Source organism: Micromonospora sp. SYSU B005, assembly GCF_055362685.1.
In genome coordinates this window covers 12,911-25,136 of record NZ_JAXCFU010000007.1, presented here as the reverse complement: position 1 = coordinate 25,136, position 12,226 = coordinate 12,911, and the positions used below count along the sequence as shown (strand labels likewise).

Below are 12,226 nucleotides of genomic sequence, written 5' to 3'. Positions count from 1 at the left end.
GATGTCGCAGCGCACCGACACCGTGAAGCGGACGATCGCCGAGGTGGTCGCCGAGCGGAAGACGCAGATGTCGCCCGGCGCGACGTTCGTCGAGGCGTTCGCCAAGGACGGCTTCGACACCAGCGTCGACTACGACGTGACGGTCACCGACTCGCTCACCAGTTCCCGGCGCAAGCCCCGCTACCCGTCGCGGAACATGCTCAAGGTGGTGGACCTGTCCCGGGATCCGCAGGACTACTACTGGCACGAGAGCCCGCCCCGCCCGGACGACCCGGCGGTGGACGGCGCGGACCTGCGCCGGGAGGCGGCCAACCACTTCCACCGCTCCCCCATCCCGCCGCTGCTCACCACCACCGCGTGGGTGCAGGTGCCGGACACGCTGTGGGAGGACCCGGTCAGCTTCGCGCAGTTCATCGACTACCGGCTGGTGGTGCGGCTCGCGACGGCCGAGAACCACACCATCCTGCGCGGCGAGGGCGGGCTGCTGACCATGCCGGACCTGGGCCGGCTCACCGACCCGGGGCCGTTCGCGTCCACCGTCCTGGCCGCGTGCAACGAGGTCGAGCAGATGGGCAGCACCGCCGACGGACTGATCATCAACCCGGCCGACTACTACCGGCTGCTGGGCAGCGGTTCGCTGATGCGGGACGTGGAGGACAACGGCGTGTTCATCGTGCGTACCCGGCTCGTCGACCCGGGCACCGCGATCGTCGGGGACTTCGGCCACGGCGCGCTGCTGTTCGACGCCGGCCGCTCCACCATCGGGTTCGCGGAGCCGCCGCCGGGCACGTTCGCCGAACCCGGGGTGGCGTTGCGCGCCGAGATCTGGGAGCGGGTCGTGGTGAACCTGCCCACCTGCTTCTTCGTCGTGACGCTCTGACCGGCGGCGATTGATGACGACGCCGGGCCGTACCGACCCCGACGTGCTGGTGGTCGGCGCGGGCGTGGTCGGCCTGTGCTGCGCCTGGTTCCTGCGCCGCGCCGGGCTCAGCGTGACGGTGGTGGACCGGGGCGAGGTCGGCGACCCGGCGGCCTGCTCGGCCGGGAACACCGGTTTCGTCGGCACCCAGGGCTCGGCGCCGCTGGCCGAGCCGGGGGTGCCGGCCACCGGGATCCGCTGGCTGTTCAGCCCGGAGAGCCCGTTCGCGGTCCGGCCCCGGCTCGACGGCGCGCTGCTGGCCTGGCTCTGGCACTTCCGCCGGCACTGCACCGAACGGCACGCCCGCGCCGGGTTCGAGACGCTGCTCGCGCTCAAGCAGCGCAGCCTCGCGCTGCTGCGCGAGATCTGCGCCGAGGACGAGCTGGCCGGGACGCTCACCGAACGCGGCATGATCCTGGCCTGCCACACCGAGCAGGGGTACGCGAAGGCACGCCGGACGATCCCGGCGGCGACCGAGCGTGGCGTGCCGCTGCGGGAGCTGGACCGGGCCGAGCTGGCCCGGCTGGAACCCGGCGTCGACTTCGCGGTGGCCGGGACGCTGCTCAACGAGGAGGGCGCCGCGCTGCGCATCCCGGCGTTCCTGGTGGCGCTCGCGGCGGCGCTGCGGGCCCGGGGCGTGGACGTCGTCACCGGCGCGGAGGTACGCGACTTCGAGGTGACCGGGCGGCGGGTACGCGCGGTGCGCACCACCAGGGGCGAGCTGCGCCCGGCCGAGGTGGTGATCGCCGCCGGGGTGTGGTCGGCGGCGTGCGCCCGGATGCTCGGTGTCGGGCTGACACTGCAACCGGCGAAGGGTTACACCGTCACGCTGCCCGCCGGGCCGGGCACGCCCACCCGGCCGGTGCTGCTCAGCGAGGGCAAGGTCGCGGTGATGCCGCTGGGTGACCGGGTACGCGTCGGCGGCACGCTGGAACTGTCCGGGCTGGACACGTCGATCTCGCCGCGCCGCGTCGACGGGATCCTGCACACCGCGCGGCGGTACCTGCCGGCACTGGACACCGGCCGCCGGCTGGACGTGTGGAGCGGACTGCGCCCGTGCACCCCGGACAGCCTGCCGCTGATCGGACGGGCCGGCGGCTACGACAACGTCAGCGTGGCCACCGGGCACGGCCACATCGGGATGGGCCTGGCACCGGCCGGGGGGCAACTGCTCGCCCAGCTCGTCTCCGGCGCCGAGCCGGACCTGCCGCTGGAGACGTTCGCCGTGGACCGCTTCCAGAGGGGGATCTCGTGAACGACCGGCCGGAGATAGGCGTGCTCTGCCTCGACACCAGCTTCGACAAGATCCCCGGGCACATCCGCAACCCGGACACGTTCGACTTCCCGGTGCGCTACCGGGTGGTCGAGGGCGCCACCCCGCGTCGGCTGGTCCGCGAGGCCGACCCGACGCTGCTGCGACCGTTCGTCGACGCGGCCCGTGACCTGGAGGCCGCCGGGGTCGCCGGGATCACCGGGGCGTGCGGGTTCCTCGTGCTGTTCCAGGCCGAACTCGCCGCCGCGGTGCGCGTGCCGCTGTGGTCGTCGAGCCTGGTGCAACTGCCGATGGTGCACCGGATGGTCGGGCGTCCGGTCGGGCTGCTGGTCGCCGACGAGGCCGCGCTGACGCCGCGTCACCTGGCCGCGATCGGCGCCGCCGACGTGCCGGTGGCGGTCACCGGCATGGCCGGGCAGCCGGAGTTCCGCGAGGTGATGCTGGAGGGGCGGCGCGACGCCCTCGACGTCGAGCGGCTGGCCGCCGAGGTGGACGGGCGGGTCGACGCGCTGGCCCGCGCGCACCCTGAACTGGGGGCGCTGGTCGTCGAGTGCACCGACCTGGTGCCGTTCGCCCACCGGATCCAGGCGCGGCTGGGGGTGCCGGTGTTCGACATCGTCACGCTGACCACGATGGCGTACGCGAGCCTCACCCGGCGGCCGTACCACCGGAAACAGCGCGGACCGCAATGAGGAGCTGTCGGAAAACTGCGCCGGAAACCGCCGGTTTCGTACCCGGCCGGGGCGCAACGACAACGGGCGACCCGCTGACGTGCGGCACTTCCGCCGATTAGTCAATAATTGCGGCCGGAAGAAGTGGGCGACCGGCTGGAATAACTGTTCCGTGGGCGCGCTCCCGGGCTCCTGAATCGACGCAGAGTGAGCCGATGGTGGCAGTTTCGGCAGGCCGTCGCCGCGGTCAGCCGCACCAGTCGTAACCGGGCGCACGGCGGGTGCGGTGCGCCCGCAACGGGACGCCGGAGGTGGCGGCGAGCACCGCCCGCCGCGCGGTCGCCTCGATCCGCCGGCTGTCCGCCCCGGTGAGGCCGATCTGGTTGAGCAGACACCGCAGCGGGGTGGTCAGTTCGTCCGGCCCACCGGCCACCGGAACGATCCCCGACCGGCGCAGCACCCCGGTCCACCGCGCCACCCAGCCGCGCCCCTCGGCGAGCAGCCCGGCCACGCCGCGCAGCCGCGCCGGCACCCCGGGTGGCGGCGACCGCAACCACTCCACGCAGTGTGGACAGGCGTCCGGTCCGGCCGGCGCGGCGGCTGCCGAGCCCGGGTACGCGGCGGCGACCCCGGCGCACAGGAACGTGGCGAGGGCGAGGTCGCAGCCTGTCCGGATCCGCGCCGGGCGGGTGGCGGTCGCCGCGATGATCTCCAAAGCGAGCGCGCTGGACTGCTCCCGCAGGTCGGTGTGGCGTACCGGAAGCGCGCCGGGCTCGGGGCACACGGTCACCGGCCGGCCGGCGCTGCGGCCCGCGAGCACGAGACCGGCCAGCCGGGCCCGGACCACGCCGGGGTCGGTGCAGCGGCCGTGCACGTGGACGTCGGCGGAACCGCGCCGATCGTAATACCAGCCGGTAACCTCACCGCTCCGGTGCATACCCGAAAAGAGCGGACCGATACCCCTCGTCAGAAAGGAGTCGGCATGGGTCGAACGGCCCGGTAACGGACAGTGCAACAGCACCCAGTCACCGGTTTCCTGACCTCGTTTGCGCATGGGCGAACCCTTTCCGCGAAACACCGCGACCAGTGTCGATCGCCGGCCCGTCGTCGACAGTGGGGGAAACCCCACATTGCATCGGGGCGTTAGGGTCGTGGCGTCAACAACCGTCGATTACGCCGGTATCCGGCGCAACGGCGCGCCCGCCCGGCGCCGCGCCGTGCAGCGGCACATCATGGACAGCGACGCCCGGGCGGAGCAGGCCGAGGTCGGGCGCCCGCCCGGCGCACGTCCCGAAAGGATGCAGGTGTCCGATGGCGAGCCTCGACGACGACCCGGAGGGAGCCGAACCGGCGTCGTTCGTGGGCCGGGCAGCCCCGCTGGCGGCGGCGCGCCGGGCCGTCACCGCGGCGGCCGACGGCACGTCCACCGTCCTGGAGCTGCCCGGCGCGCCGGGGATCGGGAAGACGGCGCTGCTCGAACGCTGCGGGCGCCTCGCCCGCGCCGCCGGGCTGAGCGTGCTGTCCGCGGTCGGGCGCGCCCCCGCGACGTACGCGATGCTCGCCCCGCTCTGGCGCTCCCACGACGGCGCCCGCGGCACCGGCCGGCGTGACCCGAGGTCACGGCTACTCGCGGCGCTCGCCGCCGGGCACAGCCGGCAGGGCGGCCCGATGCTGCTGGTCGACGACGCGCACCTGGCCGACGCGTCCTCACTGGAGCTGATCGGCGAGCTGGTCCGTAATCCGCCGGCCGGGCTGGTCCTCGTGCTGGCGTACCGGCTGGCCCGGATGTCCGCCCCGCTCGCCGCGGCCCTGGCGGTGACCAGCGGACGGCACGAACGCCTGGAGGTGCCGCCGCTGTCGGTGGTCGAGGTCGGGCGGATGCTGGCCCAGCCGTGCCACCGCGCGGAGCGCATCCACGCGCTGGGCGGGGGCAACCCGCTGTACAGCCAGGCGTACCGGCACCTCGACGACGACTGCCTGGACCCGAGCCGGCACCAGCCGGTCGACCTGGCCGAGGCGCTGCCGCCCGAGGTGGTGCGGGTGCTCGCGCCGGAACTGGCGCTGCCGCCGCCGGAACGGGCCGTGGCCGAGGCCGCCGCGGTGCTCGGAGTGACATTCGACCCGACGCTGATCGCCGCCATGTGCGAGCTGGACCCGCAGGACTGCCAGGACCTGACCGACCGGCTCGTCGCCCGCGAGGTGCTGCGCGCCGACCTGCACGAGGAGCCGGCGCTGCGGTTCCGGCACCCGGTGCTGTGCGCCGCGGTCTACCGGCAGGTGCCGCCGGGACGCCGCCGCACGCTGCACGCCACCGCCGCCCGGGTGCTGCGCGAACTGGGCCATCCCGCGCCCGCCTACGCCGACCACCTGGCCCGATCGGCCCGCCCGGGTGACACGGACGCCGCCCGTACGCTGCTCTCCGCCGCCGGTCATCCGTTCGTGCCGGCGGCGGACACCGTGCGCTGGCTGTCGGTGGCCGCGCGCCTGGCCCCGTCGGCGTCGGCGCGCTCCGGGCTGCCCCCGGCCGAAGGGCTGCACCTGGCCGACGCGCTGGTGCGCGCCGGCCGGGTGGCCGACGGGCGGGGCGTGCTCCAGGACGTCGCGGCCCGGTCGGACGGCGACGTGCGGGCGGAGGCGGTCCTGGCCCAGGCCCGGGTGGAACGGCTGCGCGGGCAGAGCCGCCTCGGGTACACGCTGCTGCGTGACCTGATGCCGGAGCCGCACACCGCGCCGCTGCCCGGACGGCTGACCGCCGCCGTCGCCGCGGAACTGGCGATCTGCGGGGCGCTGGCCGGTGAGCGGGAGGCGGCCCGCTACGCCGCGCTGGCCCGGCGGACCGGCGGGGCGGCCGGCCGCCCGGTGGAGGCGGCGTGGTTCGGGGTGGTCTCGGCGTTCGCCGCCTGCTACGTGCCGAGCACAGTGGACGTGACGGCGACAGTGGCCGACGCCACGGCGGCCGCCGACGCCTCGACCGACGCCGAGCTGAGCACACACCTGGACGTGCTGGCGCTGCTCGGCTGGGTGGAACTGCTCCAGGGCCGGGAGACGCGCGCGATCCGGCACTTCGACCGGGCGCTGCGCATCGCCACCACCGCCCGCAACGATGTGCTGGTGCCGTATCTGCGCAGCGGGCGGTCCTGCGCCGCCCGCCAGCTCGGCCTGCTGGACCAGGCGCGCGCGGACGCCGTCGAGGCCGAGCGGTACGCCGACCGGCTCGAGCTGGACACCATGCACCGGTTCGCCCGCATCATGCGTACCGCCGTCGTGTACTGGCAGGACGGGCCGGCCGCGGCGCTGCGCCTGGCCGAGCCGGTCGTGCGCAGCTCGGCCGACGACTGGTTCGGCTCGGTCGTCCAGCGCATCCACGCGCAGATGCGCGACGAGTGCGCCGACCGCGCCAACACGCTGACGTTGCTGATCCGGGCCTGCGGCGGGACCACGCTGCGCGCGGTGGACGTGTGCCACCGCCCCTACTGGGCCGCGACGCTGTCCGGCGCGGCCCGGCGGCGGGGCGACGTCGAGGAGGCCCGGCGCTGGGTGCAGCAGGCCGAACGGCACGCCGGCGCGTGTGACCTGCCGGGGCAGCAGGCGCACGTGGCGCTGGCCCGGGCGCGGATCGCGATGGCCACCGACCTGCCCGCCGCGGCGGCCGGTGCGGCCGGCGCCGCCGAGGCGTTCGCCCAGCTCGGCTGGCCGCTGGAGGAGGCCGCCGCGCGTCTGGTGCACGCCAAGGCGCTGGACGGGCTGCACGACTGGCAGGCCGCCGAGGCGAGCCTGGCCCAGGTGCGGCGCATCGCCGAGACGTGCGGCGCCCGGATCCTGCACCGGGCCTCGATCAGCGCGCAGAGCCGGTTGCTGGGCCGGGCCGGTCGCGCCGGCCGGCGGACCGCCGGGCCACCTGCCGACATGCCGACGCTGACCCGCCGGGAGCGGGAGATCGTCCAGCTCATCGCGACCGGCATGAGCAACAGCGAGGCGGCGGAGCGGCTCTACGTCACGGTCAAGACCGTCGAGGCGCACCTGACCCGCATCTTCCGCAAGGTCGGTGTGTCGTCACGCTCCGCGCTCATCGCCTCGATGATGGACCCCGGCACCGACGAGTATTGAGTCTCTGTGCTGGGCTCCGGCGATTCCGCGTTCACCGCTTGGTGTATTGCGTCTTCTGTTCCGCTACGATGTGTCAACCGTGCTTCGACGCAAGCAGCGCACCCTACCTCCGACGCCCGGGCCGCGCCACCGCGGGACCAGAAACTCTGGACCGCAGGTGCCCGAAGAAGGCATGACATGAACGAATACATCGTCACCATCGTCCCCGTCGTCGACGACAGCTTCGCCAGTCCGGCGGTGCAGACGCGGGTCCGCCTCGAACTCGAGGACGGCCGTCCGACGGTCAAGGAGGTCGTGATCCAGCCGGTCGAGGGCGCGGAGATGCGCGGCGGCGAGCTTCCGTACGTCAATCTCGAGCTGCTGCTGTCCGCGTTCATCCCGGGTGCCGCCGGGGACCGGCCGGGCGTCTCGGTGACCGGTGGCGCGCTCCCCCGGGTCAGCACCGGTGCGGCCGAGCCGGCGCGCGCCGAACCGGCGAGCCCGGCGACCGGCCGGTCCCGCAAGGGCGGGCTGAGCCGCAAGCCGGCCGCGACCGCCCGGATCCAGGCCGGGCGGGCGTACCGGCGGGCCCCGCAGGACGACGAGCTGGAGGCCGTCTACCGGCAGACCGGCACGATCGCCGGGGTGGCCGGGCACTTCGGAGTCCCGGCGCACACCGCACAGGGCTGGATCACCCGGTTGCGCCGCAAGCACTCGGCGGCCACCGACAGCTGAGGCGGGGCGTCAGGCCGCGGCGAGGACCATCGCGGCCAGCTCGGCCCGCAGATCCGACGCCGTACCGGCGAAGTCCTGGTGCCACAGCGCCCGGCGGTACCAGCGATGGGCCGGATGCGCCCAGGTGAACCCGGCCGCGCCGAGCGTCTGGATCGCGGCCTCGGTGGCGGTGAGCGCCGCCTCCCGCGCGGCCAGGGCCGCCGCGACGACCTCCGGCTCCGCGCCGGGCTCCCGCTCGGCGACGCACCAGGCGGCGCGGTAGGCGAGCGACCGCGCCGTCTCGATCCGGGCGTACGCCTGGGCGAGCGGGTGCGACACCGCCTGGTTGGCGCCGATCGGGCGGCCGAACTGCACCCGGTCGCGGGCGTGGGCGACGGCGATCTCGTGGGCCCGGCGGGCGATTCCCACCGCCTCGCAGGCGAACAGCGCCAGCGCCAGCCGCCGGGTGTCGGCCAGTACCCGGCGGGCGTCCAGCCACAGATCCTCCGCCGGCGCGCCGGCGAGGTCCACCCGGCACTCGGCGCGGGTGGCGTCCCACGGCGCCGGCAGCGGCACGCGACGGGTCGCCGCGAGGTCGGCGAGGTACAGGCCGGGGCCGTCGGGCCCTCGGGCGACCACCACCGCCGAGGTGGCGGCCAGGCCGTCGACGACGCGTTCCTTGCGGCCGTGCAGCCGGACCGCGTCCCGGTCCGGTACCGCCCTGCATCCGGGCAGGTGCGCCTCGTCGAGACGGGCCCGCCCGGCGGGTGCCTCCGCCCATGCCAGCGCCACCGGGCCGGCCGGCGGCTGACCGGCGGCCCGCAGCGCCGGGCCGGCCAGCGCGACGGTGGTCAGCCAGGGCTCGCGGTGCAGCCCGTAGCCGCACTCCTCGGCGAGCACGCCCCACTCGACCGCGCCGAGGTCGGCGTCGAGCCAGCCGAGCGTGCCGAGCGTCTTCCAGGCGGCCTCGCGCCGGGCCGGGTCGGTCTCCGGGACACCGGCGGCGTCGGGGGGCTGCTGCTCGGCCAGGTACCGGCGGGCGGTCTCGGCGAGGGCGAGTTGTTCCGGGGTGAACGCGAAACGCACGGTCCCTCCACGGGTTCAGCGTGATCGGGGCAGGCCGAGCACGCGCTCGGCGAGGACGTCGCGCAGCACCTCGCTGGTGCCGCCCTCGATGGTGTTGCCCCGGCTGCGCAGCAGGCGGTCCCGCCACAGCGCCGTGGCGTGTTCGTCGGCCGCGGCGACCTCCGCGCCCAGGTACGCCAGCCGCTGGTTGGCCTGCGACCACAGCAGCTTCACCACCGAGGTACGGGGACCGGGTTCGCCGCCCTCGGCCAGCTCGGCCAGCAGCCGCAGGTTGGTCCAGCGCAGCGCGGTCAGATCCGTCCAGACGCCGGCGAGGCGGTCGCGGACGCCCGGGTCGTCGGCCAGCGGGGAGGCCCGCAGCAGCGCGACGAACTGGCGCAGGTGCTCCTCCAGCCGGGCGGTGAGGGTGAAGCCGAACGTGCCGCGCTCGTGGGCCAGGGTCGTCATCGCCACCCGGAACCCGTCACCGGGCTCGCCGAGCACCGCGCCGGCCGGCACCCGCGCGCCGTCGAACGAGATCTCCGCGAAGTCGGCGCGCCCGGTGATCTGCCGCAGCGGCCGTACCGTCACGCCCGGCGTCCGCAGGTCCACCAGCAGGCAGGTGAGTCCGCGGTGGCGTTGTCCGCCGGTACGTGCCAGCAGCAGGCAGTGGTCGGCGACGGCGGCGTACGAGGACCACAGCTTCTGCCCGTCGACGACGTAGGCGTCCCCGTCGAGTCGCGCGGTGGTGGCCACGGCGGCCAGGTCGCTGCCCGCCTCGGCCTCGGAGAAGCCCTGGCAGAACAGCAGGTCCCCGCGCATGATGCCGGGCAGGTAGTGGGCCCGTTGCGCGGGCGTGCCCCAGGCGACGACGGTCGGGCCGACCATCCCCAGCCCGATCACGCCGGCCTGTTCGGTGGCGCCCCGGCGGGCCGACTCCTCCAGGAAGATCGCCTGGTGTCCGAGCGGCAGCCCCCGGCCGCCGTACTCGACCGGCCAGCCCAGTCCGGCGTAGCCGGCGGCGTGCAGGCGGCGCGCGTACGTGGTCAGGAAGTCCCTGTCGAACCAGCGGGCCCGGGCGGCGGCCGGGTCGTCCACGGCCGGGACCGCCTCCGCGAGCCAGGCACGTGCCCGAGCGCGGAAGGCGGCCTCGTCGGGCGAGTCACGCAGGTCCATGGCCGGACGCTAGCCGACCCGCCCGGCAAAGGCGAGATACACGAAGCGACAAGGCATGACAGGCGGCACCGGCTCTCCTAGGATCACTGGCGGATCCGGGCCGCCGAATGCCCCGGTCGAGAGGAGCATCGGGTGACCGACACCGAGACCGCCGGCCAGCGCCCCGGCGCCGGAACGCTGAGCTTCGCCCGCGACATCCGGCCGCTGTTCCGCGAGATGGACGTGGCCGAGATGACGTTCCTGCTGGACCTGACCAGCCTGGACGACGTCCGGGACTACGCCGAGTCGATCCTGGAGCGGGTCGCGGACGGTTCCATGCCCTGCGACGCGCCCTGGGAGGCGGAGAAGGTGGAGCTGTTCCGCAGCTGGATCGCGCAGGGCATGGCCGCCTGACCGGTCCGGAGCCGGACCGGGCCGGCTCCGGACCGCCCTACACGAACGTGAGCAGGGACGGATCGGGCAGCATCGGCAGGATCGGGTCCGCTACCGCGGGCAGCACACCGGCCAGGACCGGTGCGGCCGCCGAGCACCACCGCCCCACCACGTCGTCGAGCCGGTCGAACTGGGACTCCAGCACGGACAGCCCGGGCACCGGCACGCTGGCGTCCAGCGCCAGCAGCAGCGGCCGCAGGTGGCTGTCGACGGCGTGCTGGTCGGCCGCGCGCGCCGCGGTCATCACCGGCACCGCCACCGTCGCGCCCAGCGCCCGCCGGGGAAGCGGGTCCACGAACAGCTTGAGCAGCCCGGTGTAGGAGCCCTTGAACGTGGGCGTGGCCACCAGCAGCAGCCGGGCCGACGTCACCTGCCGGTACGCCTCGGCCAACGCCGCCGGCGGCGGCTGCGCCCAGTCGGCTGTCGCCAGCAGCGGGGTCAGCCCCGACAGGTCCACCACGGACGGCTCGGCCAGGCGTACGCCGCGCGCGGCCAGGCACTCCACCAGCGTGTCCGCCGCCCGGCGCGCCACGTTCGCGGTGCGCGACCCGGGACGCGGGTTGCCCAGCAGCACCGTCACCGGGTGCGGCCCGTTCGACTCGATCACCACACGGCTCCCCTCGCGCCACCGGCCCGGACGGCGGCCGGCGGTCCTCCGCGCCGGTGCACCCGGCGGGTTCACGTCGCTATCCTCGCCGATGACGCATCAGTGTCGATACGAGATACGGAGTGCGAGTGCCGATCGCGCGCATCCTCCAGGCCGTCGTCCGTCCCCGCGCCGCGACACCGGCCGGGCCCCGATGAGCGCCCCCGCTCCGGTGACCGTGCCGGTGCGCCCGTTCCGGGAGCCCGGACTGGTCACCCCCGGCCGGCTCACCGAGGTGCTGGTCGCCGCCGGCGCCGCCGCGCCCGGTGACCGGGTCGACGCGGTCACCGCCACCCCGCTCGGGCTGGGCAAGCTCGGGCACAACGTCCGGTACGAGCTGGCCTGGGCCGGCGGCAGCGGACCGGCCAGCGTCGTCGGCAAGTTCCCGGCGCTGGACGAGCGCAGCCGGCACACCGGGCAGGGCAGCGACGCGTACCGCCGAGAGGTGGCGTTCTACCGGGAGCTGGCCGGCGCTCTGCCGCTGCCGGTGCCGCGCTGCTACGCGGCCGGGTACGACGAGTCCTCCGGCGACTTCGTGCTGCTGCTCGGCGACGCCGCGCCGGCCCGCCCCGGCGACCAGCTCACCGGCTGCACCGTCGACGAGGTAGCGACCGTGCTGACCGGGCTCGCCGCGGCGCAGGCCGTCCACTGGGACCGCCCGGCACCCGGCTGGCTGCCGGTACGCGGCGCGGACGGCGGACGGCGGCTGGGCGCGGCGTACCGGCTCACCGCCGGGGCCTTCGCGGAACGCTTCGGCGACCTGCTCTCCCCCGCCGCACTCGGCGTCGTCGAGGCGCTGCGCACCCGGATCCGGGGCTGGGTGCGGGCGGACCGGCCGCCGCTGACGCTGCTGCACGGCGACCTGCGGGTGGACAACCTGCTGTTCACCGACGGCCCGCAACCGGCGGTGACGGTGGTGGACTGGCAGACCGTCCAGCTCGGACCGGGGCCCAGCGACGCCGCGTACCTGGTCGGCGGCAGCCTCCCCACCGACGTGCGCCGGGCGCGGGAGGCGGAGCTGTTCGCGTCGTACCACGACGCCCTGCGCGCCGCCGGGGTGCGGTGGAGCCGGGACGAGTGCTGGCGCTCGTACCGGGTGAACACCGTCGCCGGTCTGCACATGACCGTCGTCGGGGCGATGCTCGTCGCCCGCGACGGGCGCGGCGACGCGATGTTCGTGGCGATGGCCGAACGGCACGCCGCGCACGTCACCGACCTCGACGCGCTGACCCTGCTGAGCTGAG

General features: G+C 75.2%; 11 protein-coding genes. 7 read left to right on the top strand and 4 right to left on the bottom strand.

From position 1 onward, the window contains the following. The first annotated feature begins 1 nt into the window (after position 1). Genes SM452_RS17310 through SM452_RS17300 form a run of 3 tightly spaced genes read left to right on the top strand, consistent with a single transcriptional unit; the run spans position 2 to position 2,884 of the window. On the top strand, positions 2-880 hold the full coding sequence (locus SM452_RS17310) for a family 3 encapsulin nanocompartment shell protein (protein WP_463840279.1): 879 nt from the start codon (positions 2-4) through the stop codon (positions 878-880). A 13-nt stretch (positions 881-893) separates the two neighbouring features. After that, a complete protein-coding gene (locus SM452_RS17305) occupies positions 894-2,174 on the top strand; it encodes an NAD(P)/FAD-dependent oxidoreductase (protein ID WP_355512920.1) in 1,281 nt (426 codons plus the stop codon). Next, positions 2,171-2,884, top strand: a complete 714-nt coding sequence (locus SM452_RS17300; protein WP_355512917.1) for an aspartate/glutamate racemase family protein — start codon at positions 2,171-2,173, stop codon at positions 2,882-2,884. Before SM452_RS17305 ends, SM452_RS17300 begins: the two co-directional genes overlap by 4 nt. A gap of 226 nt (positions 2,885-3,110) precedes the next feature. Here the strand turns inward: SM452_RS17300 and SM452_RS17295 are convergent, their stop codons facing one another. Continuing rightward, positions 3,111-3,800: a hypothetical protein gene (locus tag SM452_RS17295; protein WP_355512915.1), complete on the bottom strand. Its 690-nt coding sequence runs from the start codon at positions 3,798-3,800 to the stop codon at positions 3,111-3,113. 374 nt (positions 3,801-4,174) lie between these two features. Between SM452_RS17295 and SM452_RS17290 the strand changes: the two genes are divergently transcribed. After that, positions 4,175-6,970, top strand: coding sequence for a helix-turn-helix transcriptional regulator (locus tag SM452_RS17290; protein WP_355512912.1), 2,796 nt, complete (start codon positions 4,175-4,177; stop codon positions 6,968-6,970). Between the two features lie 177 nt (positions 6,971-7,147). Beyond that, positions 7,148-7,684 carry a hypothetical protein gene (locus tag SM452_RS17285; protein ID WP_355512909.1) on the top strand — a complete coding sequence of 179 codons (537 nt, stop codon included), beginning with the start codon at positions 7,148-7,150 and terminating at the stop codon, positions 7,682-7,684. A 9-nt stretch (positions 7,685-7,693) separates the two neighbouring features. Here SM452_RS17285 and SM452_RS17280 read toward each other — a convergent pair whose 3' ends face one another. After that, the gene (locus SM452_RS17280) at positions 7,694-8,749 is read right to left on the bottom strand and encodes an acyl-CoA dehydrogenase family protein (RefSeq protein ID WP_463840278.1); all 1,056 of its coding nucleotides are present in this window, start codon (positions 8,747-8,749) and stop codon (positions 7,694-7,696) included. A 15-nt stretch (positions 8,750-8,764) separates the two neighbouring features. Beyond that, entirely contained in the window at positions 8,765-9,904 is a 1,140-nt protein-coding gene (locus SM452_RS17275) for an acyl-CoA dehydrogenase family protein (RefSeq protein WP_355512903.1), read from the bottom strand. Positions 9,905-10,036: 132 nt separating this feature from the next. Here SM452_RS17275 and SM452_RS17270 point away from each other — a divergent pair, with 132 nt between their 5' ends. Then, positions 10,037-10,297 carry a hypothetical protein gene (locus SM452_RS17270; protein WP_135239735.1) on the top strand — a complete coding sequence of 87 codons (261 nt, stop codon included), beginning with the start codon at positions 10,037-10,039 and terminating at the stop codon, positions 10,295-10,297. Positions 10,298-10,334: 37 nt separating this feature from the next. Here the strand turns inward: SM452_RS17270 and SM452_RS17265 are convergent, their stop codons facing one another. Then, on the bottom strand, positions 10,335-10,943 hold the full coding sequence (locus tag SM452_RS17265) for an NADPH-dependent FMN reductase (protein WP_355512900.1): 609 nt from the start codon (positions 10,941-10,943) through the stop codon (positions 10,335-10,337). Positions 10,944-11,136: 193 nt separating this feature from the next. Between SM452_RS17265 and SM452_RS17260 the strand changes: the two genes are divergently transcribed. Then, complete coding sequence (locus SM452_RS17260) at positions 11,137-12,225, top strand: phosphotransferase family protein (protein ID WP_355512898.1); 1,089 nt, start codon at positions 11,137-11,139, stop codon at positions 12,223-12,225. Position 12,226: the final 1 nt, after the last annotated feature.